A 23673-nucleotide genomic window follows, 5' to 3' on the forward strand; every position below is an offset into this window, starting at 1 on the left:
TCATCTCGATCGAGGACGGCATGGCGGAAGACGACTGGGAAGGCTGGAAGGCGCTGACCGACGCCATCGGCAACAAGGTTCAGCTGGTCGGCGACGACCTGTTCGTCACCAACCCCAAGCGTCTGGCCCAGGGCATCCGCCAAGGCGTCGCCAACTCGATCCTGGTGAAGGTGAACCAGATCGGCACGCTGTCGGAGACGCTGGAAGCGGTCGATATGGCGCACAAGGCCGGCTACACCGCCGTGCTGTCGCACCGCTCGGGCGAGACCGAGGACAGCACCATCGCCGATCTGGCGGTCGCCACCAACTGCGGCCAGATCAAGACCGGCTCTCTCAGCCGTTCGGACCGTCTGGCCAAGTACAACCAGCTGATCCGCATCGAGGAGCAGCTCGGCGTCGCCGCCCGCTTTGCCGGCCGCGGCATCCTGAAGGCCTGATCGCCCCGAGGTAAGGGAGAGCCCCTCTCCGGTCCGCCGGAGAGGGGCTTTTTTATGGGAAGCGGACGGTCACTCCCCGGCAAGCGCCCCGATCATCTTGCGCACGGCGGTCATCTGGAAGCCGCTCTTGCGGGCGAAATCGTAGCCGGTGTAGCCGAACCAGTCCCAGCAGGCCTTCGGGTTGGAGGTCGGCTTGGCGGCGCCGTCGATCTGCGGATACAGCACGACGATGTTGTTGACGTCGGCCCAGCGGTTGTAGCCGGCATTCACGGCGAAATGGTCGCCGATCAGGTTGGACGCCATCTGGCAGCCGTGGAAGGCGACATGGATGCGGCAGGTCTGCGCGCCGCCCTCGCAGGCTTCCGGAACATAGATGTAGCCGGTCTTCGCCATGCCGCTGCGGCTGGTGTCGCCGACGAAGGGCGCCTGGTTGAACAGCTGCGGCTGGCGGGCCGCGGCGGGAGCGTTCGGGGTCCTGGCGTCGGCATAGAAGAAGCGGACGATGGCGCCGGCCTGATCGTACTGGCAGTTGTTGATGTATTCGCTCTTCTCACCCTCCTTCGGGATGAAATCGCAGGCTGCGCCATAGCCGTCGGTGATATAGGCATGGGCCGCCTTCGGCAGCTTCACGTAGGACAGGTTGGCTTCCGCCACCCCCAGCGCCCGGTAGAACCCGTCTGTGGCGTCGGCGACCGGCCGCTTCACCGTCACGTCGCCGTCACCGTTGAACAGGTAGATCTTCGACTGCGCCATGTTGGACAGCGGGTCGATCTCCTTCGCCTTTTCGCGCGCCTTGGCGTTGGCGACCAGGGCATCGACATCGGGCGCGCCCATCGCCACGTCCATACAGCGCTTCAGCGCCACGATCGCCGTGGCGACGCCGCCCGTCGACACCTCGGCGCAGTCGTAAGGACCGCCGGCGACGAGCCCGGCCGCCTTGACCAGCCCCGAATAGGCGACCTGGAACTGCCCGGCCATGTAGGCGCCCGACGAAATGCCCGACACCGTGGTCTGGGCCGGGTCGATCTTCAGCTTCAGGTCGGACAGCCTGATCTGGGCGCTGCTTTGGGCAGCCATGGGAAGCGGCGCCAGGACGAGGAGCGCCGCAAACGCGGTCTTGAGAATCGCTTTGTTTGAAATGGTCATGAAAAGGGTCACCTTTGCCCTGAAAGGGTTGTCAACATTGCGTGGACAGCGGCGATCTGCACCCCGCCCTTCGTCGCGTATTCCGTCCCGGTCCTGCCGACCCAGTCCCAGCAGGCAATCGGGTCCGCGGAATTGCGCGGCGACAGCTGCGGGTAGAGCACGATCAGATTGTTGTTGGCCGCCCAGCGGTTGAAACCGGCGCCGGTGGTCACGGCATCGCCGACCTCGGCCGCGGACTGTCGGCATCCGTGAAAGACGATGTGCACGGCACAGGCCGCTCCGCGCCCGCAGGCGGGCGGCACATAGACATAGCCGGCAGGGGCCAGCCCCGTGCGGTCCGGATCGCCGAACGGCGTCTGGTCGAAAGGAACGGCCGCTGGCATGTCGGGAGCCGGCGGGTTCAACCCGCCATAGATGTGCGACAGGATCCGGCCGGCCTGGTCATAGTCGCCGCAGGCATTGACATAAGGGCTGCGGTTGGCGTTGCAGTCGTTGACCCCGCCCGGCGCAATGAAGCCGTTGCCGGCATCCAGCCCGGTTTCCACCCGGATCTGGTTCGCCGGCACATGGGCGGCACGATAGAAGGCCTCCGCCTCCTCCACCGCCTTGCGGTTCACCACCATGTCGGCGCGGCCGCTGAACAGGTAGACCTGTGCCTGCGCCAGCCGGTCGAGCGGGTCGATGGCCCCGGCCGCCGCCAGCGGCTGGGCCGCTTCGTACAGCGGCTGGCCACGCGGCCAGAGCGGATTGCCCTGCATGCAGGCCGCCGCCAGAAGCGGATTCTCGGCTGCGCAGAGATAGGGACCGCCGGCCACCAGACCGACACCGGCCATCTCGCCCGAATGGGCGACGTGGAACTGGAGCGCCATGAAGGCGCCGGCCGCCAGCCCCGACACCGAACTCTTGGCGAGCACCACATTGTGCGGAGCGAGCGGAGGCGCTGTGGCATCGGCACTGGCCGGAGCGGCACCGAAGGGCGACACCAGCGCCAGCACCGCCACGAAACATGCAACCAGAAAACACCGGAGCGGCCGATTCTCTGCCACCTGCTGCACCCCATCCGCCAGAACCTCTGCGGAAGGTAGCAAGAGAACGGTGATTGTCTAACAAAAAGCCCTAATAGATTTCTGATACACGCACATGCACGACCATGCGCAACCCAACCCCGGCGGCGGGCGCCGGCGGGGCTTCGGGCAGCCATGGAAAAGGCCGGCGGAGCCGCCGCTCCGCCGGCCTTGCGCCGTCAGTCCGAGATCATCCCGGCGGCCGGGCCGGCCGGGCGCCGAATCGGGCCGCTCAGCTCCGCAGGAAAGCGAGCACGTTCTCCGGCGAGGATTCGCCGTAGGGATCGCCGTTCTCGCCTTCGTCGTTGATGCCCGGCTCCTCGAACCACTTCTCGACGACACCGTCCTTCACGACCATGGCATAGCGCCAGGAGCGGAAGCCGAAGCCCAGGCTGTCCTTGTCGATCAGCATGCCCATGCGGCGGGTGAAATGGCCCGACCCGTCGGGGATCAGCTTCACCTTCTGCAAATTCAGACTCTTGCCCCACTGGTACATGACGAAGGCATCGTTGACGCTGATGCAATAGACCTCGTCGATGCCGAGAGCCTTGAAGTCGTCATGGAGACGCTCGAAGGCCGGGCACTGCTCGTTGGAGCAGGTCGGCGTGAAGGCGCCGGGCAGGGAGAACACCACCACCCGCTTGCCCTTGAACAGCTCGTCGCTTTGCACGTCCTGCCAGCGGAACGGGTTGGGTCCGCCGACGCTCTCGTCGCGCACGCGGGTCTTGAAAACCACCGAGGGGACCTTGCGCCCTTCCATCGTCATCTCCGGCTTTCGTTGGGAATGGACCGGCGGAATCGCCGCGGGGGAACGATAGCGGTAATGCCTGCCCCCTCCAACCGGCCATAGGTCATGCCCCCTCCGCCAGGCACCGGCACTAAGTCACCCCCGAAGGAACAAACAATACCGAGGTAATTCTGCGCAAAAGTGGTGGCATCCGGTGGCAATCCTGTGACGTCCCCGAATGTTAAGGTCCCATTTACCAAGATCGCGTTCTCTGGTCTCGCCTGCATCCAGTGGGCACTGCGCCGACCGGTGACAATTGGAGGGCTGTTTTATGCCTGTTTCGACCAAGTCCAACTCTATGCGACAGCCCGGCAATGATAAGCCGGAAGCCTCATTCAATCGCGGTTATTTTACCAGGATACTTGTTAGTACATTTATCTTCAGCGCCACCATCAACGCGCTGATGCTGGCCATGCCGCTTTATTCGCTTCAGGTGTTCAGCCGCGCCATCCCGTCCGGCAATTACGATACCCTGGCCATGCTGACGGTCATCGTGGTGATGGCGCTGACGCTGAGCGGTCTTCTGGAGATGGTGCGCTCGCGCCTGCTGGCCCGTGCCGGCAACGCGCTGGAGGTGCGGTGGCGCCGCCGGCTGACCGCCGACGCGCTGGACGCCGCCGGCCGCGGCCGTCCGGACAACGGTCCGCTCGCCGACCTGATCGAGCTGAAGGGCGCCTTCTCGCGTCCGTCGCTGCCGGCGCTGATGGACCTGCCCTGGGCTCCGCTCTACGTCATCGGCATCTACGTCATCCACCCGATGCTGGCGCTGGTGCTGGTCGTGTCGATGCTGATCATGGCGGTGATGGGCTGGATCGGCTATGTGGCCGTCAAGGACATCAACGACGAGAGCAAGCTGCCGGCCGGCCGCGCCCAGAAGCTGTTCGAAGCGCTGGCGTCGCGCTCCGACACCGTGCGCGGCCTGCGCATGGGCAACGCCTCGCTCGACGCCGTCAACCGCGACTTCCTGACCGCCAGCGCCATGCAGGGCCAGGGCTATGAGCGCAGCGCCGCCATCGGCGCCGCGACCAAGTGGGTCCGCATGGTCCTGCAGATCGCCGTGACGGGCATCGGCGCCTGGCTGGTGATCGAGCAGCACCTGTCCTTCGGCGGCATGATCGCCACCTCGATGCTGGTCGGCCGCGGCCTCGCCCCGATCGAGCAGACCGCCGGCGCCTGGGGCGGGCTGGTCCGCTCCGCCCAGGCCGTCCGCCGCCTGCTGCCGCTGCTGAAGCGCCTGTCGCGTGAGCCGGAGCGTCCCTCCGTGCCCGTCGAGAGCGAGCGCCTGACCGTCGAGAACCTGCTGTTCGTCTCTCCCCGCGACCAGAAGCCGATCCTGCGCAGCGTCACCCTGTCGGTCGAGCCCGGCGAGACCGTCTGCATCGCCGGCCCCAACCGGTCGGGCAAGTCGGTCCTGGCCCGCCTGCTGGCCGGCGTCGCCCTTCCCTCGGCCGGCACGGTTCGCCTGGGCGGCCTGTCCGTCGCCACCCTGACCCCCGACAGCCCCGACCAGGGCATCGGCTACCTGCCGCAGCAGGTCGACCTCCTGCCCGGCAGCATCGCCGACAACATCGCCCGTTTCACCACCGCCACCCGCGAACAGGTGGAAGAGGCTGCCAAGGCCGTCGGCCTCCACGAGTGGATCGAAAGCCTCCCCATGGGCTACGAGACCGAGGTCAACGACCCGCTGTCCCCGATCACCGGCGCCAGCGCCCGCCTGATCGGCCTTGCCCGCGCCGCCTTCGGCCAGCCGCCGCTGCTGGTGCTGGACGAGCCGACCGCCGGCCTGGACGAGCTGGGCATCAAGGCGGTCCGCGCCTTCGTCGCGGCCAGCAAGGAGCGCGGGGCGACCACCATCGTCATGACCCACGCCCCGATCTTCGTCGATATGTCCGACCACACCTACGTCCTGAAGAACGGCATGGCGATGGAGCTGCCGCGTCCGGAGCAGCAGCAGGCCCAGCCCGGCGCCGTCAACCTCGCCCGCCTCCGCAATCTCGGCCCTCAGGGTCCGTCCGCCGCCACGGCGGGGGCCGCCGGCTGACCGCCGGCACCGCCCTCCAGTCCTGAGCACCCGGCACGACCCGACAGAGCCAAGGAAGTCCCATGACCACGATGACCACGACCTTCCCCGCCCCGCTCTCCAGCGACAACGGCCCCGAGACCCCCGCTGGCAAGCCGTCGCGCAAGACGGCGACCATCACCTCGATCCATGCGCTGCGGGCGGCGATGCCGGAAACCAATGCCCGCGGCCTGCTGCTGGGCGGCTTCCTGGTCCTGGCGGTCGGCTTCGGCGGCATGACCGGCTGGGCGGCGGTGGCCCCCCTGCACAGCGCGATCAGCGCCTCGGGCTCGCTGGCGCCGGAGACCGGCCGCAAGGTGGTGAAGAACACCGAAGGCGGCGTGATCAGCGCCATCATGGTCAACGAGGGCGACCGGGTCGAGGCCGGCCAGGTCCTGATGCGGCTGGACAGCACCGAGGCGCAGACCCGGCTCGAGATGCTGAACGCCGCCCTGTTCGACACGCTGGCCTCCGAAGCGCGCCTGTCGGCCGAGCTGTTCGAGAAGCCGGCCATCGAATGGCCGGACGCTCTCGCCGCCCGCCGCGCCAGGGAGCCGGCGGTCGAGAACGCCATGGTGAACCAGGAGAAGCTGTTCCAGGTCCGCCGCACCCAGCTGGACACCGAAGCCAAGCTGACCAAGGACCGCATCGCCACGCTGGGCGACGAGGTGCAGAGCCTGGAGAAGCAGCGCGCCTTCCTGGCCCGCGAGATCAAGCTGTCGGACGAGGACATCCAGATCACCCAGGGCCTGCTGGACCGCGGCAACTCCACCCGCACCAAGCTGGTGGCGGCGCAGAAGGAGAACGCGCAGCTCCACGCCCAGGACCATGAGCTGGAAGCCCGCATGTCGCAGTCGCGCCAGCAGGCCGTCGATGCCCAAGGCGATCTGGTCCGCCGCCGCAGCGACTTCCGCGAGAAGGTGCTGGTCGAGCTGGACAAGGCCCGCGGCGACGCCCAGAAGCTGGCCGAGCAGATCCGCGACGCCAAGAACCGCCTGGACAACCGCACCGTCAAGGCGCCGGACGCCGGCAACGTCGTGATGTACGGCCACCCGGCCGTCGGCGGCAGCATCACCGCCAACGAGCCGGTGCTGGACATCGTCCCCGACGACAAGGCCCTGCTGGCCGAGGTCCGCATCCAGCCGAAGGACATCAAGTCGATGGCCGTCGACCTGCCGGTGAAGGTGCAGCTGACCGCCTATGACAGCCGCGTCGTCGGCACCATCGACGGCACCGTGTCCTACGTGTCGGCCGACCGCCTGACCGACAATGCGACCCGCCAGGAATATTACCTGGCCCGCATCCGCCTGAAGGATGCCGACAGCCATGAAGTCCGCCACATGAAGATCAAGGCCGGCATGCCGGTGGAGGCCCGCATCGTGCTGTCCGCCCGCACCCCGCTGGACTACCTGATCCAGCCGCTGCGCCAGTCCTACGTGAAGGCCTTCATCCAGGAGTGACGAGCAGAGGGTGAGGCAGCCCCTCACCCCCGGCAGCCCGTATACAGACAAAAGCCCCCGACCGTCCGGCCGGAGGCTTTTTCTTTGTCCGAAAAGCTCAGCTCCTGCCGGGGCGCAGGTCCGGCTTCGGCGGAACCGCCATCGGCGTTGGCAGCGGCTCCGGCACCTGGATCGCCTCCGTCTGCTCGCGGGTGCGGCGGGATGCCGCGCGGTCCTGGGCCAGACGGTCCATCGCCTGCTGGCGCTGCGCCTCGGTGGTCAGGTCGGTCGGGCGCGGCGGGACGGTGCCCAGGTTGGGGTACTCGCTCCGCTCCCCGCTCATGCTGCGGATGGGCGACGAATTGTCGCTGACCGGCGAAGGCTCGCCGGTGATGGCCCCCAGCGGGCCGGTGTCGAGCATGCGGTCGCTGCAGGCCGACAGCCCGAAAACCATTGGTATCGCTACGATTAGCAGGCTGAACGCCGGCCCGGCCGCCGCGATGCCCCGACCGTTACCCTGACTGCCCGTCACCATCATCCTTCCCCGTGTCTGGCCGATACGCCACACTTGTGCGACGATCCTTGAAATGAAATGTTCACATCTGCGGTGTATGAGAGGTTTCGGATTTCTCCTGCACCGCACCATAAAGCCGGACCGCCGCACGCAACCCACAGCGACGCCAACCACAGCGACATGGTGCAGACCACTCCCAGAGACCGCCCCCAGACACCGCTTCCTGAAGACCATCGCCTGCAAGCCTGTATAGCCGTCCGTCCGCAAGGCCCAAAGCCCAATCTGGCGCAAGCCCGATCCCGCGGGACCACGGTGACACAGGCGACGTGACCGAGACGACGCGACACCCGCCCAAAGAAGAAGGACCGTGCTCATGGCCGAGACCAAGGCCCCCCCTCAGGCTTCCAACCCGGCTTCCCCCCAGGTGCCCGACGTCAAGCTGCCCGATCCGGTCGAAATGTCGCGGGCGATGACCCGCATCGCCGAGCAGAGCCAGCGGCTGGTCTCCGAGTTCCTCGCCCGTCAGGCCGCCGACGGCGCCGGCCCGAAGAGCCCGGACCCGATGGGCGTCGGCCATGCCTTCCTTGAGATGACCACCCGCATGATGGCCGACCCGGCCAAGCTGATGCAGGCGCAGATGTCGCTGTGGCAGGACTACCTGACCCTGTGGCAGCGCACCACCCAGCGCTTCTTCGGGCAGGAAACCCAGCCGGTCATCGCGCCGGCCAAGGACGACCGCCGCTTCAAGGACGCCGCCTGGGACGAGAACACGCTGTTCGACTTCATCAAGCAGTCCTACCTGCTGAGCGCCCGGTGGATGCAGTCGACCGTCAATCAGGTCGAGGGGCTGGACGACCACACCGCCAAGAAGGTCGATTTCTACACCCGCCAGTTCGTCGACGCGATGGCGCCCTCCAACTTCGTCATGACGAACCCGGAGGTGCTGCGCGCGACCATCGAGAGCGGCGGCGAGAATCTGGTCAAGGGCCTGGAGCATCTGCTGAAGGATCTGGAGCGCGGCAAGGGCGAGCTGCGCATCTCGATGACCGACTACGATGCCTTCCAGCTGGGCAAGAACATCGCGGTCACGCCGGGCAAGGTCGTCTTCCAGACCAGCCTGATGCAGCTGATCCAGTACACCCCGACCACGCCGGACGTGAACAAGCGTCCGCTGATGATCGTGCCGCCCTGGATCAACAAGTTCTACATCCTCGACCTGCGCGAGAAGAACAGCTTCATCAAGTGGGCGGTCGACCAGGGCCACACCGTCTTCGTCCTGTCCTGGGTCAACCCGGACGAGACGCTGGCGGCCAAGGGCTTCGAGGACTACATGGTCGAAGGCCCGCTGGCCGCCCTCGACGCCATCGAGAAGGCGACCGGCGAGAAGGACGTGAACGCCATCGGCTATTGCCTGGGCGGCACGCTGCTGGCCTCCACGCTCGCCTACATGGCGGTCAAGAAGGACGACCGCATCAAGTCGGCGACCTTCTTCACCACCATGCTGGACTTCGCCGAGGCCGGCGAGCTGTCGATCTTCATCGACGAGGAACAGCTGACCTTCATCGAAGGGCAGATGGCCGAGCAGGGCTATCTCGACGGCGCCAAGATGGCGACCACCTTCAACATGCTGCGCGCCAACGACCTGATCTGGTCGTTCGTCGTCAACAACTACCTGCTGGGCAAGGATCCCTTCCCCTTCGACCTGCTGTACTGGAACAGCGACAGCACCCGCATGCCGGCGGCGATGCACAGCTTCTATCTGCGCAACATGTACCAGAAGAACATGCTGGCGCAGCCGGGGGCCGTGACGCTGAAGGGCGTTCCGGTCGACCTCGGCAAGGTCAAGGTGCCGGCGCTGTTCCTGTCGGCCCGCGAAGACCACATCGCGCCGTGGAAGAGCACCTACAGCGGTGCCCAGCTGTTCAGCGGCCCGGTCAAGTTCGTGCTGGGTGCGTCCGGCCACATCGCCGGCGTCGTCAACCCGCCGGCGGCCAACAAGTACTGCTACTGGACCAGCGACAAGCTGGCCAAGACCTCCGACGAGTGGCTGGAGAAGGCGACCCAGACCCCCGGCTCCTGGTGGCCGGAATGGAACAAGTGGGTCGGCCAGTACGCCAACGGCAAGGTTCCCGCCCGCCAGCCCGGCGACGGCGCCCTGCCCGCCCTGGAAGACGCACCGGGGTCCTATGTCGCGGTCAAGAACGGGTAACCGAGGCGTCTTGGAGACACCCCCCTCTTCCCTTGCGGACGAGGGGGGACTGATGAAGGGGTCGCTGAAAGGCGACCCTTTCTCTTTTGGATCTTCCGGCCGCGCTGGCAAGATTTACACGGATGTCACGGATTTGGACACGGATTACACGGATTTTCTTGATCTCGGCGACGCTCCGGCTTTTCCCGAAAGCCACCGCCTCGCGACTCCACATCCGTGAAATCCGTGCTTCAATCCGTGAAATCCGTGTAAATCTTGCCACCCGTCCCCGCCCCCTCGCAAAGCTTCAGCGCTCGTCCCGGCGGGGGTTTTCCTTTTCCGTCCAATCCGATAGTGTTACGCACGCGCACGTTAAGGGTTTGTTTGCCCTTTTGACGCCACCTAAGGCCTGCGCACATTCGCACGCCCCGGGGATCCGCCGTTCATGCCATCCGACGCCCAGACAGGTATGATGGGAGCCGCCACGGCAGCGATGGCGAACGCCGAACCGGTCAAGCTCGCCGAACGCTACGAGATCCAGCCGGGCGCGCCGATCCCGCTGCTGAACGCCGTCGGCGGCAATGCCTTCACCGCCAAGGCGCTGCGCGAAAAGCGGATCGAGCCCTTCGCCATCATCTGCCATGCGTCGGTGCTGCCGCGGATGGACATCTGCTCCACCGTCGGCAGCCTCGACAACGCCACCAACATGCGGCTGCTCGACTGGGGGCTGGTGGACTGGCCGCAGGACCGCGGGCGGCGCTTCTGTCTGGTGTTCGAACGGCCGGGCGGCAAGCGGCTGATGGGGTCGCTGACCGACACACTGGATCCGATGCCGGAAGACCAGCTGACCCGGCAGATCGTTCACCCGCTGGTGTCGGCGCTGAAGGAGCTGTCGAGCCGCGGCGTCGTCCATGGCGCGATCCGCCCGACCAACCTGTTCTACCGCGATCTCGCGTCCGGCACGCTGATGCTGGGCGACTGCGTGTCGACCCAGCCCGGCTACGGCCAGCCGGTGCTGCTGGAAACCATCGAGCGGGGCATGGCCAGCCCGGCCGGGCGCGGCACCGGCACCATGGCCGACGACCTCTATTCGCTGGGCGTCACCCTGCTGATCCTGGCGCTCGGCCGCAACCCGCTGGCCGGGCTGGACGACGAGGCGGTGCTGCAGGCGAAGATGGAGCGCGGCTCCTACCCGGCGCTGGTCCAGCAGCAACGGCTGCCGCTGGCGATCAACGAGGTGGTGCGCGGCCTGCTGGTCGACGACCCCAAGCAGCGCTGGACCCTGAACGACCTCGATCTGTGGGTGGCCGGCCGCCGGCTCAGCCCGAAGCAGCCGCAGATTTCCCGCCGCGCCGCCCGTCCGCTGGAATTCCAGGGGTCGGAATACTGGCATTGCCGCACGCTGGCCCGCGCCTTCGCCCGCCATGCCCCCGCCGCCGCCTCCGTCATCGAAAGCGGGGAGCTGGACAAGTGGCTGCGCCGGTCGATGGGCGACGACGTGCGGGCGGAGGCGGTGGGCCACGCCATCCAGACCGCCTCCAGCGGCAAGGGCGGCACGCAGGGCGACCGGCTGGTGGCCCGCGTCTGCATCGCGCTCGACCCTGCCGCCCCCATCCGCTACCGCGGCAGGGCGATGATGCCGGACGGCATCGCCACCATGCTGGCCGACGCCTTCCTGCGCGGCGAATCCCCCCAGGCGGTGGCCGAGGTGATCGCCAACCAGCTGCCGATGTTCTGGGTCAACGTCCAATCCGACTTCAAGCCGGAATTCGTGCCGCTGGTGCAGAGTTTCGACCAGCTGCGCGGCTATCTCGACCGCTCCAGCCATGGGCTGGGGGTCGAACGCCTGCTCTACGAGATGAACCCGACCATGCCCTGCATGAGCGGTCTGGTCGCCAAGCAGCTGCCCACCACCCCGGCCGAGCTGCTGCGGGCGCTCGACTGGATCGCCGCCGGGGGCGAGCGGCACAAGGACCCCATCGACCGGCATATCGCCGCCTTCCTCGGCGCCCGTCACAAGCGCGGGGACGAGCTGCTGTTCACCCAGCTCGGCAGCGGGGTGGAGCCGATGCGGCGCATCATCGCCATGCTGACCATCCTGTCGGACATCCAGGCCCGCACCGGCGTCGATGGGCTGACCCATCTGGCCAGCTGGGTGGTGGCGATGCTCGACCCCGCCTTCCGCCGCTTCCACAACCGGCCGCAGCAGCAGGAGGTGCGCAAGATGGCGGATGCCGCCGCGCACAACGGCCGGCTGACCGAACTGCTGAAGGTGGTCGACGATCCCGACGCGCTGCGCCGCGACCGGCTGGAATTCGAAGCGGCGCAGATCGCCTACCGCGAGGCCGACGCCGAGATGGACAAGATCCGCCACACCATCGCCGACCGCAATTCCATCATCGAGACATCGGGCCGGCAGGTCGCCGCCATCGTGTCCAGCCTGCTGTCGACCCTGCTGGTCGCCGGCATCATCCTGTTCTTCGCCTTCTGACCGGATAACGGGGGACCGCCATGGCGCGCAAGAAGAAGAAAAAGGGTGGCGCCCTCACGCTGATCCTGCTGATCGTGCCGGCGGCGCTGATCGTGCTGCCGACCACCATCCTGTTCGGCATCGGCATGATCCCGACCATCGTCGCCTATGTCGTCGACCGCGATCCCGACAAATCGGCGCCGATCACCGTCGGCGGGCTGAATTTCTGCGGCTGCATGCCCTTCGCCATCGATTTGTGGAAGCACCAGCACACCATCGGCGCCGCCGCGAAGATCTTCGCCGATCCGCTGGCCTGGATGGTGATGTACAGCGCCGCCGCCGTCGGCTGGGGCATTTATTACGGCATCCCGCCGATGGTCGCCGGGATGGAAGTCAGCCGAGCCGAAAAGCGGGTCGAGGTGCTGAAGCAGAAAAAGGTGGCGCTGGTCCAGGAATGGGGACCGGACGTGGCCGGCGATTACTTCGACGAGTCCGGCGGCATGGAGCCGGACGCCGAAATGGAAAATGCCTGATCGGGCGACGACTCCACTGCCGGACTTGCAACCGGACTCTCCGTCAGGGCATGATCCATGCCGAGGGCCGCCGGGTCGGCCATGAGGTTGGAATGTTCAGCGTCAGCGAGAATGAAGCCGCCGCGATCCAGAGGGCGTTTCACGAAAGCGGCGAATGGGCGGCCGTCGTCGAGCTGCGGCGGCATTTCCACATTCAGGACAATGTGAACGCCCTGAATGCCGTCCGCTCCATCGTCAGATGGGCGGGGGCGGTGCCACCGCATCCGCAGCCCACCTCCCCTCTCTGAGCCCCTTCTCTAAATCTGCCTCAGCCGATCATCCCGGCCACCGCCCGCGCCACATCGGCATGGATGGCGTCCTGCTGCTTGAAGTCCTTCGCGGTATGAGTCAGGTAGCTGGCGACCAGCAGCGGCGCGCGGCCCTCCGGCCACAGGATGGCGATGTCGTTGGCGGTGCCGTTGGTGCCGGTCCCCGTCTTGTCGCCGACCCGCCAGCCGGCCGGCAGCCCGGCGCGCAGACGCTTGTCGCCGGTCTTGTTGGCGACCATCCAGTCGGTCAGCTGCTTGCGCGAGTCCGGCCGCAGCACGTCGCCGACCAGCAGGCGTTCCATGCTGCGCACCATGGCTGCCGGCGTGGTGGTGTCGCGCGGGTCGCCGGGGATGGCGGTGTTCAGCGCAGGCTCGTTGCGGTCCAGCCGCGTGATCTTGTCACCGATGCCGCGCAGGAAGGCGGTGAGGCCGGCCGGGTTGCCGACGCCGGGCAGCAGCAGGTTCGCCGCGACATTGTCGCTGAGCGTCATCGCCGCCTCGCACAGTTCGGCCACCGTCGGCGGCGTGCCGTTCAGCCGGGTCTCCGAGAAGGGTGCGTAGGGGACCAGATCGGCCTTGGTCACCGGAATCCGCCGGTCCAGCCGGTCCTTGCCCTGGTCCACCGTCTTCAGGACGGCGGCAGCCAAAAGAAATTTGAAGGTGCTGCACATCGGGAACCGCTCGTCCCCGCGCCAGCCATGCAGCCGGCCGTTTGCGCTGTCGAGCACCGCAACGCCCAGACGGCCGCCGGTGCGCCCCTCCAGCTCGGTCATGCGCGATGCGAACGCATCGCTTCCCGTGGCTTTACCGCCTTTGTTCCTGCCGGTTTCCGCAGCCCGCGCCCCGGCCGCCGACAGCAGCAGAACCCCGCCCGTCGCCGCCAGGAACCCCCGCCTTCCGATCATTCCAACCTCCCTCTGCATCGTTGCGATGGCCGGACGATAGAAATCCCAGCGCGGGCCGGCAAACGAGCTTTCCTCGCGGAAGACCCAAATTAAACTTATGCCTCGCCGGGGCATCGCCATGGCAGGCTATGGGGCGCCGCGGCAAGAGGCGGACAGGGCGTGGACAGCGGAAGGAAGCAGGCCGATGCCGATGCGTCAGGAGATGGAGACGGACCGTTTCGAGGCGACGGCCGAGGATGGCAGCGTCCATGCCGTGGTCGAGACGACCAGCTTTATCCAGATGGTGACCTTCCGCGGCCCCGCCGGCTGGGTGCCGGAGGGCAAGAGCTATCGCCTGGACGGCGGCGACGCGGTGGAGCAGGCGGCGGACGGCGGGTTCCGCATCGCCGCGTCGGGGCTGGCGATCCGGCGGATGGCCTGAGTGCACCCTTGGGTGAGGCCGCCCGCGCTTTCCGCTGGCGTGGCCGGGGCGGTTGAGGCCATCCTCCCGGCAACACCGGTCCCGACCCGTTCGGGCCGGCAAATCAGGGAGACAGAGATCGTGACCGCGCCCTTCATCCTCTACGGCAACGTGAATTCCCAGCCCGCGACCCGCATCGCACTGTTCTTCCGGCTGGCCGGGGTTCCCTTCCAGTACCGTCACCTCGATCTGCGCGCCGGTCAGCAGAAGTCGCCGGAGTATCAGGCGATCAACCGCTTCGGCCGGGTGCCGACGCTGGTGCATGGCGACCATTCGATCTCGGAATCCAGCGTGATCCTGACCTATCTGGCCGAACAGACCGGCCAGTTCGGCGGCCGCGACGAGGCCGAGAAACTGCGCCTCGCCGAATGGCTGAGCTGGCTGGCCGACGTGCTGCTGCCGGTCCAGCGCGCCCGCGCCGTGCGCAAGTTCAACGGCGATGCCAACGCCCTGCCCTGGCTCGACGGCGCGGCGGCCAGCGGGTTGAAGCTGTTCGACCAGCATCTGGCCGGCCACAGCTACATCCAGAGCGAACGCCTGACCATCGCCGACATCTTCGCCTTCCCCTGGATCGACCTGCTGAGCGAATCCGGGATCGAGGAGAAGGACTATCCGAACGTCAAGGCCTGGGCCGACCGCATCCGCGCGCAGCCGGGCTACAAGCAGCAGTATGAGCTGGTGCCGCAGGCCGACGCGGAGTGCTGAGGTAGGAAGACGGATGGTTGCGGCGGTTCCCCGCCGCGACCGTTCAGCCCCGCGCAGTCACACCCGCACAGTCACACCCGCGTGTCGTCGATCACCTTGCCGTCGTTGGGCAGGCTTGCCGGCGCCACGAACTCCACCGCGCCCTTCAGCTTCGTCACCGACGCCAAGGTCTCGCGGATGGCGGCGGCGAGACCCTCTCCGCTCTCCTCCGCCTCGCAGCGCAGGGTCATGGTGTCGCTGGCGTCCTGGCGGCCGACGACCAGACGGGCGCGGGCGATCTGGGGATGGCGGCGCACCACCTCGGCCACCTGACTCGGGTGGACGAACATGCCCTTGACCTTGGTGGTCTGGTCGGCACGGCCCATCCAGCCCTTCAGCCGCATGTTGGTCCGGCCGCAGGGGCTGCTGCCCGGCAGCACCGCCGACAGGTCGCCGGTGGCGAAGCGGATCAGCGGATAGGCCGGGTTGAAGATGGTCACCACCACCTCGCCGACCTCGCCGTCGGGAACCGGGTCGCCGGTGCCGGGACGGACGATCTCGACGATGCAGCCCTCGTTCACCACCAGACCGGAGCGCGCCCGGGTTTCGTAGGCGACGATGCCGAGATCGGCGGTGCCGTAGCACTGGGTGACGTCCAGCCCGCGCGCCTCATAGAAGGCGCGGGCATCGGGCAGATAGGGGCCGCCCGACACGGCGGCGATGCGGATGGAGGAGACGTCCAGCCCCAGCGCGTCGCCCTTCTCCAGGATGATCTTCAGGAAGTCGGGCGTGCCGATGTAGCCGCGTGGCTTCAGGCTGGCGACGACCTGGGCCTGCATCTCGGTGTTGCCGGTGCCGGCGGGAATGACGGCGCAGCCGAGGGCATGCGCCCCCGTCTCGAACATCGAGCCGGCGGGGGTCAGGTGATAGGCGAAGCAGTTGTGGGCGAGGTCGCCGCCGCGAAAGCCGGCGGCGAACAGCGCGCGGGCGCTGCGCCAGGGATCGACGCCATGCGGCTCCGGATCGTGGATTGGGCCGGGAGAGGCGAAGACGCGGGCCAGCTGGCCGATCTCCACCGCCGCCAGACCGCCGAAGGGCGGGTTCGCCTGCTGCAACGCGATCAGGTCGGATTTCCGCGTCACCGGCAGGGTGGCCAGCGCGTTGCGGTCATGAATCGACGCCGGGTCGATCCCGGCCAGCAACTGGCGGAAATAGGGGGCCGCGTCCTTGGCGTGGTGCAGATGGGCAGGCAGCGCCGCGAACTGCTCGGCCTCGCGCCGGTCGGAGGAACGGGTTTCGAGGTCGTCGTAGAAATCGGTCATGGTCGTTCGTCCGTTCAGGGGTCGGCCGATCAGGTGGCGGGCATCGGCGGTGGGGCATCGGCACGCCGACGCCCCGCCACTCCCCTCAAATCCAGCGCTTGCGGCGCTTGAAGCTCTTCAGGTTCTTGAAGCTCTTGCGCTCTTCATTGCCGCCGCCGAGGTAGAATTCCTTCACGTCCTCGTTGTTGCGCAGCTCTTCGGCGGTGCCGTCCAGCACGACCTTGCCGTTCTCCATGATGTAGCCGCGGGTCGCGGCCTGGAGGGCCATGCGGGCGTTCTGCTCCACCAGCAGGATGGTGACGCCAAGGTCCTTGTTGATCTGCTGGACGATGCTGAACACCTCCTTCACCATCAGCGGCGACAGGCCCATGCTCGGCTCGTCCATCAGGATCAGCTTCGGCCGGGCCATCATCGCGCGGCCGATGGCCAGCATCTGCTGCTCGCCGCCGGACAGGTAGCCGGCGAGGCCGGTGCGCTCCTTCAGCCGGGGGAAATAGCTGAAGACCATGTCCAGGTCGTCCTTCACCCCGTTGTCGCGGCGGGTGTAGGCGCCCAGGCGCAGATTCTCCAGGCAGGTCATGTCGGCGATGATGCGCCGGCCCTCCATCACCTGGAAGATGCCCTTGCGGACGATCTGGTCGGGGTCGATGCCGTTGATGCGCTCGCCGTTGAAGGTGATGTCGCCACGGGTGACCTCGCCGTCCTCGGTCTTCAGCAGGCCGGAGATTGCCTTCAGCGTCGTCGATTTGCCGGCGCCGTTGGCGCCGAGCAGGGCCACGATCTCGCCCTCCGGCACCTCCAGGCTGAGGCCGCGGAGCACGAGGATCACGTCGTTGTAGACGACCTCGATGTTGTTGACGGACAGCATCAGCTTCTTCGCGGCCGTGACCGGCGGTGCGACTGGAGCGTTGGTCGAAGCGGCCGTGGCGGTGTTCAGCATGCGGCACCTGAACTGTTCATAAAGATCGGGGGCGCCCCCGCCCGAAGAGAGGCGGAGGCGCCGCTTGCTTATCGGCTTACCAGCCCAGCCATTCCGGCTTGCGCGGAACGTCGACGGTGGTCAGCTTCTCCAGCTTGATGGTGCCGGCCTTGACCAGATCGTCCACACCGGCGCCGGTGTCGCCGGTCACCTGGGCGCGGTAGATGTTGACCGCCGTCATGCCGCGATGATCGTTCTCCGCCCAGGTCGAGGGGACGCAGACGCCCTCCAGCCCGGCCGGGACCCAGTCTTTCTTCTGGTACATCGCCTTGCGGATGTTCGGGCCGGTGACGCCGCCGTTCTTCGACGCCCAGTCCATTGCTTCCTTCATGTAGAAGGCGGTGCAGACGCCGGCCATGTAATGCACCGGGCGGTAGGCGTTGCCCGACGCGTCGGAGATCTTGGAAATGTCCTTCAGCGTCTTCATGCCCGGCGCGTCGCCGTTCCAGGTCACCGCGGTGCGCATCGGGAACACCACGCCGTTGGCGGCCGAGCCGGCGGCCTTGGCGGCGTTCTCGTCCATGCCCCAGACGTTGCCCATGAACTGAACCTTGGCGCCGACCGTCTGGCAGGCCTTCAGCACCGAGATGTTGGAGCCGGCGGTGTTGCCGAGATAGGCGTAGTTGGCGCCGGCCTCCTTCAGGGTCAGGCACTGGGCGGTGTAGTCGCCGGGGGTCAGGGCGAACTGCACGGCCGGCAGCACGTCGAAGCCCAGCTCCTTGGCCAGCTGTTCGCCGGCATCCTTGGGCGCGTTGGGATAGGGGTGGTTGGCGCCCATGTGGACGTATTTCGGCTTGCCCTGGCCGCCCTGCTTCTTCCAGTCATCCGCCGCCCACATCAGCATGCCGCGCAGCGCGTCGGAGTAGGAGGGACCGTAGAAGAAGTTGTAGGGCGCCGGCTTGGAGCCGTGCGGACCCTTGCCGGTCGGATCGGTCAGGTGACCGGAGTAGGAACCGGAATAGGCCGGGATCTCGTCCTTGCCGACGAAGCCGGTCAGCGCCTCGGTGTCGGCGGTGCCCCAGCCCTGGAGCGCGGCGATCTTGTCGCTGCCCGACGACCACTTCTTGTACTGGCTGATGGCGCGCGGCGCCTGATAACCGTAGTCGACGGTGTCGACCGCCAGCTTGGTGCCGTTGATGCCGCCCTTGGCGTTGATGTAGGCCAGCGCGTCCGCGACGCCCTGCGCATAGGGCACGCCGACGTCCGACGTGGCGCCGGACTGGTCCGCCAGATGGCCGACCGGGATGTCAGCATAAGCGGTGGCCGAGGTCGCCAGCAGGAGCGCCGAAGTGGCGAAGAGCGCGGTCTTGATCGACATGGTGCGTTGACTCCCCAGTCTGTTCTGTTTGTTGATCGGCAAAAGCGTACGCATCAGTGCGAGAAGGGATAGAGCTTCCAGTAGGCCTTGATCTGCTTCCAGCGGTGGGCCAGCCCGTCGGGCTCGAACACCAGAAACAGGATGATGACGAGGCCGATGGACATCTCGCGCAGGAAGGCGATGTTGTCCTTCAGGTTCAGCGCGGTATCGAGCGCGGTGCCGCTCACCAGCTTGGTCAGCGCCTGCATCGCTTCGGGCAGGAAGACCATGAAGGCGGTGCCCATCAGCGTGCCCATGATCGAGCCCAGCCCGCCGATGATGATCATCCCCAGGAACTGGATCGAGAAGAGGATGGTGAAGCCCTCGACAGACACGAACTGGAGGTAATGGGCGTAGAGGGCGCCGCCGATGCCGGCATAGAAGGCGGAGATGCCGAAGGACATCGTCCGGTACTTCGTCAGGTTGATGCCCATGATCTCGGCGGAGAGATAATGGTCGCGCACCGCCACCAGGGCACGGCCGTCGCGGGTCCGCATCAGGTTGGTGGCGAGGATGTACATCACCACCAGGGCCACCAGCGCGACGTAGAAGAAGCGCTCGTCGGTATCGAAGGCGAAGCCGAAGATGGTCAGCGGCTCGGCGATGGTGCCGGCGGTGCCGCCGGTGAACCAGTCGGCCCGCGCGAAGAAGTCCTGCAGGATGTACTGCGCCGCCAGCGTGGCGATGGCGAGATACAGCCCCTTCAGCCGCGCCGCCGGCATGCCGAACAGCAGGCCGACCAACGTGGTGATCACGCCCGCCAGCGGAATGGCCAGCGCCACCGGGACGCCGACGCTGTTGCTGAGCCAGGCCGAGGCGAAGGCGCCGAAGCCGAAGAAGGCGGAATGGCCGATGGAGATCTGGCCGGTGAAGCCGACCAGGATGTTCAGGCCGAGCGCCGCGATGCCGAGATAGCTGATCTGGATCAGCAGGCTGAGCCAGTAGCGGTCCATGAAGGCCGGGCAGGCCAGCAGCAGGACCACGCCCAGGATCGCGAAGTTGCGGCTGGTTCTGGTCGGGAAGATGGTGGTGTCGGACCCGTAGGACGTCTTGTAATCGCCGCTCGGGATGATGCTGACAGATGCCATGGGGGCCTCACACGCGCTCGATGTCTTTGGTGCCGAACAGGCCGTAGGGCTTGATCATCAGGATGGCGATCAGGACGTAGAAGGGTGCGATCTCGTACATGTTGCCCCAGTTCAGCCACTGGCTGTCCAGGTAGTGCGCCATGTTCTCCAGCACGCCGACGATCAGCCCGCCGACCACAGCGCCGATGACGCTGTCCAGCCCGCCGAGGATCACCGCCGGGAACACCTTGATGCCGAAGAAGGACAGTGCCGACGACACGCCGTTGACCACGCCCACCGTGACGCCGGCCACCGCCGACACCATGGCGGAGATCGCCCAGCTCATCGCGAACATGTGGCGGACCGAGATGCCCAGCGACTGCGCCACCTGCTGGTCGAAGGCGGTGGCCCGCATGGCGAGACCGGTCCGCGAGTATTTGAAGAACCAGCCGAAGCCCGCCATGATCAGGATCGAGATGAGCAGCGACATGACGTAGACGGTCTGCACCTCCAGCCCGAACAGGTTGACGGTGGGGCTGGCGAAGATCTGCGGGAAGGGTTTGGCGAAGACGCCGAACATCCACTTCATCGCCGCCTGGAAGACGATGGACAGGCCGATCGTCACCATGATGACGGAGATGATCGGCTCGCCGATCATCGGCCGCAGCACGACGATCTGCAGGATGACGCCGAAGGCCAGCATGAAGGCCAGCGTGATCGGGAAGCCGATCCAGAAGGGCAGTTGCCAGTGGGTCAGCAGCCACCAGCAGGTCCAGGCGCCGATCAGCAGGAATTCGCCCTGCGCGAAGTTGACGATGCGGCTGGCCTTGTAGATCAGCACGAAGGACATGGCGACCACGCCATACAGCGCGCCGACGATCAGGCCGTTGACGAGAAGCTGAAACAGAAGGGTCATGGCGTTTCCCCTCAGGCGGCCTGCCGCTGCGCGCCCTTCGGCGGCAGCAGGTCGATGACGGTCAGGGTGGTGCGGATGCGCTGCTTGGTGCCGTCCTGGAAGGCAATCGTGGTGTCCACGTCGATCTTCGGCTGGCCGGTATAGATGCTGTCGATGATGGTGCCGTACTTCTCGCCGATGACGCCGCGGCGCACCTTGCGGGTGCGGGTCAGCTCGCCGTCGTCGGCGTCCAGCTCCTTGTAGAGCAGCAGGAACTTCGAGATGCGCTGATACTCAGGCAACGTCTGGTTCACCCGCTCCACCTCCGCCCGCAGCAGGTCGTAGACCTCCTGCTTCGACGACAGGTCAGAGTATGTGGTGAAGGCGATGCGGTTCTTCTCCGCCCACTTCGACACGATGGGGAAGCGGATGCAGATGATCGCCGACAGATAGTCGCGCTTGTCGCCCAGGATCACCGCCTCGGCGACATAGGGCGAGAATTTCAGCTTGTTCTCGATGTATTGCGGGCTGAAGCGGTCGCCCTGGGCGGTGGTGGCGATGTCCTTGATGCGGTCGATGATGACCAGATGGCCCTTCTTGTCGAAGAAGCCGGCATCACCCGTGTGCATCCAGCCGTCGCGCATGTCGGCGACGGTCGCCTTCTCGTTCCGGTAATAGCCGGCGAACATGTTGGGGTGGCGGGTGACGATCTCGCCGACGCCGTTGTGGTCGGGCTCGATCACCTTCACCTCGATGCCGCCGTCGAACGGCACGCCGACCGTGTCGAAATCCACGTCGGTGCCGCGATGGACGGTGTAGGCGCCCATCGTCTCGGTCTGGCCATAGATCTGGCGCAGCGGCACGCCCAGCGCCTGGAAGAACTTGAAGGTGTCGGGGCCGAGCGCCGCGCCGCCGGTCGCCGCCGATTTCAGGTTGGTGAAACCCAGCCGGTCGCGCAGCGCCTTGAACAGGATGGCGTCGGCCATCGCCGAGCGCTGCCCCTTCGCCAGAGCCTCCAGCCCCAGCTTCATGCCGAGATCGTACATCTTCTGCTTGAAGGGCGAGGCGTCCATCATGCGGGCGCGCACGTCGGCGGCGATCTGCTCCCACAGGCGCGGGGCGAACAGCACGAAGCTCGGCCCGATCTCGCGGAAGTCGTGCATCATCGTCTCGGCTTCCTCGACGAAGTTCACGCGCATCCGCGACACCATGCCCATGCCGACCGCATAGACCTGCTCCATGATCCAGGACAGCGGCAGGACGGAGACGTAATCGTCCTCCGGCCCCTTGGGATCGGCGGACAGGTAGCTGGCGACATGGCGGATCAGCCGGCCGGCCGGCAGCATCGCCATCTTCGGGTTCGACGTGGTGCCCGAGGTGGTGCAGAGGATGGCGACCTCCTCACCCTTGGTCGCGGCGACCATGCGGTCGTACAGGTCCGGCTGCTGCGCATGCAGCTCCTCGCCCATCGCCACCAGATCGGTGACCGGCATCAGGCGGGGGTCGTGGTATTTGCGCATGCCGCGCGGGTCGGAATAGATGATGTGCTGAAGCGTCGGCAGCCGCTCGGCGAGGTTCAGCAGCTTGTCGACCTGCTCCTCGTCCTCGGCGAACACCACCTTCACGTCGGCATAGGTGATGAGGTAGGCGACCTCCTCGTCCAGCGCGTCGCGGTAGATGCCCAGGCTGTAGCCGCGCACCGCATGGGTGGCGATCTCGCCCATCACCCAGTCGGGACGGTTGTCGCCGAGAAGACCGACCACCTCGCCCGGCACGACGCCGAGCTTGGTCATGCCCAGCGCGAAGGCGCGGACACGGGCATGGACCTGGCTCCAGGTGAAGGTGCGCCAGATGCCGAAATCCTTCTCGCGCATGGCGATGTCATTGCCATGCTCGCGGGCGTGCAGGGCCAGCAGCTTCGGCAGGGTGTCGTTGACGGCCAGATCGGGCAAACCCGGATTGGGCAAACCCGGATTGGGAAGAGCGGTGCTGGACATCACGCGACCTCCTTGCGCGGCTGGACCGCCGTCGCCGGCGCCTCTTCCTCGTCGTCCTCGCCCAGATAGGCGCGGCGGACGCGGGGATCGGCCAGGACCTCCTCCGGCTTGCCTTCGGCGATCTTCTTGCCGAATTCCAGCACCATTACCCGGTGCGAGATGTCCATGACCACGCCCATGTCGTGTTCGATCATGACCACGGTCATGCCGAACTCCTCGTTGAGGTCGACGATATAGCGGGCCATGTCCTCCTTCTCTTCGAGGTTCATGCCGGCCATCGGCTCGTCCAGCAGGATGAGGTCCGGCTTCAGCGCGATGGCGCGGGCCAGTTCCACCCGCTTGCGCAGGCCGTAGGACAGCGTGCCGGCGGTCGCCTTGCGCACATGCTGAATTTCGAGGAAGTCGATGATCTCCTCCACCTCGCGGCGGTGGGACAGTTCCTCCTTCCTGGCGCCGGTCAGCCAGTAGAGCGACCCGGTCAGGAAGTTGTTCTTCAGCAGGTGGTGGCGACCGACCATGATGTTGTCGAGCACGGTCATGTGCCCGAACAGCGCCAGGTTCTGGAAGGTACGGCCGATGCCGAGCGCGGCGCGGTGGTTCGGGGTCATCCCCGTCACGTCGCGGCCCTTGAAATAGACCTTGCCGTCGGTCGGACGGTAGCGGCCGGAGATGCAGTTGACCATCGAGGTCTTGCCGGCCCCGTTGGGACCGATGATCGAGAACAACTCGCCCTTACGGATGCCGAAACTGACGTCGGTCAGCGCATGGACGCCCCCGAAGCGCAGATTGACGCCCCGAGCCTCGAAAATGGTCTCCGCCTGGGTGGTGGGCGACTTTTGGCCAGGGGAATTTTGGCCAGGGCCGGGGTGTGGTGCGACGGGCGCGCCTGACATTTCCTCCTCCGTTGCTGTTGGTACCGCTTCTTCGGGTCACGATCCGGCTCTTTGGCGGCCGGCGGGGTCCATATTGTGGACCGTTTCATGAGCAACTTCCGCACTATATACCGGGCTGCGGTCTGTTTTCAACACTGACATTCCGCCAGTGCATGTTTTTTGTTGCGAT

Annotated in this window: 21 protein-coding genes and 1 pseudogene; 10 read left to right on the forward strand and 12 right to left on the reverse strand. The window is 66.6% G+C overall.

The annotated features are described in order from the left end of the window. Positions 1 to 437, forward strand: a pseudogene (gene eno, locus VH569_RS12310) (phosphopyruvate hydratase); the annotation flags it as partial. Between the two features lie 69 nt (positions 438 to 506). Here eno and VH569_RS12315 read toward each other — a convergent pair. From VH569_RS12315 to VH569_RS12325, 3 genes are all read right to left on the reverse strand, one after another. Then, positions 507 to 1514: a plasmid partitioning protein gene (locus tag VH569_RS12315; RefSeq protein WP_423315590.1), complete on the reverse strand. Its 1008-nt coding sequence runs from the start codon at positions 1512 to 1514 to the stop codon at positions 507 to 509. Between the two features lie 77 nt (positions 1515 to 1591). After that, entirely contained in the window at positions 1592 to 2584 is a 993-nt protein-coding gene (locus VH569_RS12320) for a polyhydroxybutyrate depolymerase (protein ID WP_423315591.1), read from the reverse strand. 295 nt (positions 2585 to 2879) lie between these two features. Continuing rightward, positions 2880 to 3407 carry a peroxiredoxin gene (locus VH569_RS12325; RefSeq protein WP_423315592.1) on the reverse strand — a complete coding sequence of 176 codons (528 nt, stop codon included), beginning with the start codon at positions 3405 to 3407 and terminating at the stop codon, positions 2880 to 2882. A gap of 439 nt (positions 3408 to 3846) precedes the next feature. Between VH569_RS12325 and VH569_RS12330 the strand changes: the two genes are divergently transcribed. Then, entirely contained in the window at positions 3847 to 5475 is a 1629-nt protein-coding gene (locus tag VH569_RS12330; RefSeq protein ID WP_395454449.1) for a type I secretion system permease/ATPase, read from the forward strand. A gap of 62 nt (positions 5476 to 5537) precedes the next feature. Next, positions 5538 to 6953, forward strand: coding sequence for an HlyD family type I secretion periplasmic adaptor subunit (locus VH569_RS12335; protein WP_423315593.1), 1416 nt, complete (start codon positions 5538 to 5540; stop codon positions 6951 to 6953). 97 nt (positions 6954 to 7050) lie between these two features. Here the strand turns inward: VH569_RS12335 and VH569_RS12340 are convergent, their stop codons facing one another. Further along, on the reverse strand, positions 7051 to 7386 hold the full coding sequence (locus VH569_RS12340) for a hypothetical protein (protein ID WP_423315594.1): 336 nt from the start codon (positions 7384 to 7386) through the stop codon (positions 7051 to 7053). 433 nt (positions 7387 to 7819) lie between these two features. Here VH569_RS12340 and VH569_RS12345 point away from each other — a divergent pair, with 433 nt between their 5' ends. From VH569_RS12345 to VH569_RS12365, 5 genes are all read left to right on the forward strand, one after another. Beyond that, positions 7820 to 9655: a PHA/PHB synthase family protein gene (locus tag VH569_RS12345; protein WP_395454447.1), complete on the forward strand. Its 1836-nt coding sequence runs from the start codon at positions 7820 to 7822 to the stop codon at positions 9653 to 9655. Positions 9656 to 9707: 52 nt separating this feature from the next. Then, on the forward strand, positions 9708 to 9875 hold the full coding sequence (locus tag VH569_RS12350; RefSeq protein WP_423315595.1) for a hypothetical protein: 168 nt from the start codon (positions 9708 to 9710) through the stop codon (positions 9873 to 9875). A 204-nt stretch (positions 9876 to 10079) separates the two neighbouring features. Then, positions 10080 to 12125, forward strand: coding sequence for a protein kinase domain-containing protein (locus VH569_RS12355; protein ID WP_423315596.1), 2046 nt, complete (start codon positions 10080 to 10082; stop codon positions 12123 to 12125). Between the two features lie 20 nt (positions 12126 to 12145). Further along, positions 12146 to 12637, forward strand: coding sequence for a hypothetical protein (locus tag VH569_RS12360; RefSeq protein WP_423315597.1), 492 nt, complete (start codon positions 12146 to 12148; stop codon positions 12635 to 12637). Between the two features lie 92 nt (positions 12638 to 12729). Continuing rightward, the gene (locus VH569_RS12365; RefSeq protein WP_377810496.1) at positions 12730 to 12924 is read left to right on the forward strand and encodes a hypothetical protein; all 195 of its coding nucleotides are present in this window, start codon (positions 12730 to 12732) and stop codon (positions 12922 to 12924) included. A gap of 20 nt (positions 12925 to 12944) precedes the next feature. On the opposite strand, the gene bla is transcribed toward VH569_RS12365, so the two are convergent. After that, on the reverse strand, positions 12945 to 13850 hold the full coding sequence (gene bla / locus VH569_RS12370) for a class A beta-lactamase (RefSeq protein ID WP_423315598.1): 906 nt from the start codon (positions 13848 to 13850) through the stop codon (positions 12945 to 12947). 184 nt (positions 13851 to 14034) lie between these two features. Between bla and VH569_RS12375 the strand changes: the two genes are divergently transcribed. Both VH569_RS12375 and VH569_RS12380 read left to right on the forward strand, forming a co-directional pair. Beyond that, complete coding sequence (locus tag VH569_RS12375) at positions 14035 to 14271, forward strand: hypothetical protein (protein WP_423315599.1); 237 nt, start codon at positions 14035 to 14037, stop codon at positions 14269 to 14271. Between the two features lie 120 nt (positions 14272 to 14391). Further along, positions 14392 to 15015 carry a glutathione S-transferase family protein gene (locus VH569_RS12380; protein WP_423315600.1) on the forward strand — a complete coding sequence of 208 codons (624 nt, stop codon included), beginning with the start codon at positions 14392 to 14394 and terminating at the stop codon, positions 15013 to 15015. A 71-nt stretch (positions 15016 to 15086) separates the two neighbouring features. On the opposite strand, the gene VH569_RS12385 is transcribed toward VH569_RS12380, so the two are convergent. The 7 genes from VH569_RS12385 to VH569_RS12415 all read right to left on the reverse strand — a co-directional run bounded on the left by VH569_RS12385 (position 15087) and on the right by VH569_RS12415 (position 23504). Continuing rightward, positions 15087 to 16316 (reverse strand): phenylacetate--CoA ligase family protein, encoded by a 1230-nt coding sequence (locus VH569_RS12385; protein ID WP_423315601.1) that lies wholly within the window; start codon positions 16314 to 16316, stop codon positions 15087 to 15089. An 85-nt stretch (positions 16317 to 16401) separates the two neighbouring features. Further along, positions 16402 to 17256: an ABC transporter ATP-binding protein gene (locus VH569_RS12390; RefSeq protein ID WP_174470311.1), complete on the reverse strand. Its 855-nt coding sequence runs from the start codon at positions 17254 to 17256 to the stop codon at positions 16402 to 16404. Positions 17257 to 17332: 76 nt separating this feature from the next. Then, a complete protein-coding gene (locus tag VH569_RS12395) occupies positions 17333 to 18613 on the reverse strand; it encodes an ABC transporter substrate-binding protein (RefSeq protein ID WP_423315602.1) in 1281 nt (426 codons plus the stop codon). Positions 18614 to 18666: 53 nt separating this feature from the next. Beyond that, on the reverse strand, positions 18667 to 19740 hold the full coding sequence (locus VH569_RS12400) for a branched-chain amino acid ABC transporter permease (RefSeq protein WP_109447554.1): 1074 nt from the start codon (positions 19738 to 19740) through the stop codon (positions 18667 to 18669). Positions 19741 to 19747: 7 nt separating this feature from the next. Next, on the reverse strand, positions 19748 to 20635 hold the full coding sequence (locus tag VH569_RS12405) for a branched-chain amino acid ABC transporter permease (protein WP_109051444.1): 888 nt from the start codon (positions 20633 to 20635) through the stop codon (positions 19748 to 19750). 11 nt (positions 20636 to 20646) lie between these two features. Further along, a complete protein-coding gene (locus VH569_RS12410) occupies positions 20647 to 22611 on the reverse strand; it encodes a long-chain fatty acid--CoA ligase (protein ID WP_423315603.1) in 1965 nt (654 codons plus the stop codon). Next, positions 22611 to 23504 carry an ABC transporter ATP-binding protein gene (locus tag VH569_RS12415; RefSeq protein WP_423315604.1) on the reverse strand — a complete coding sequence of 298 codons (894 nt, stop codon included), beginning with the start codon at positions 23502 to 23504 and terminating at the stop codon, positions 22611 to 22613. The genes VH569_RS12410 and VH569_RS12415 overlap by 1 nt, the downstream gene beginning before the upstream one ends. Positions 23505 to 23673: the final 169 nt, after the last annotated feature.

It is taken from the genome of Azospirillum sp. 11R-A, from assembly GCF_049472615.1.
Taxonomy (GTDB): Bacteria; Pseudomonadota; Alphaproteobacteria; order Azospirillales; family Azospirillaceae; genus Azospirillum; species Azospirillum palustre.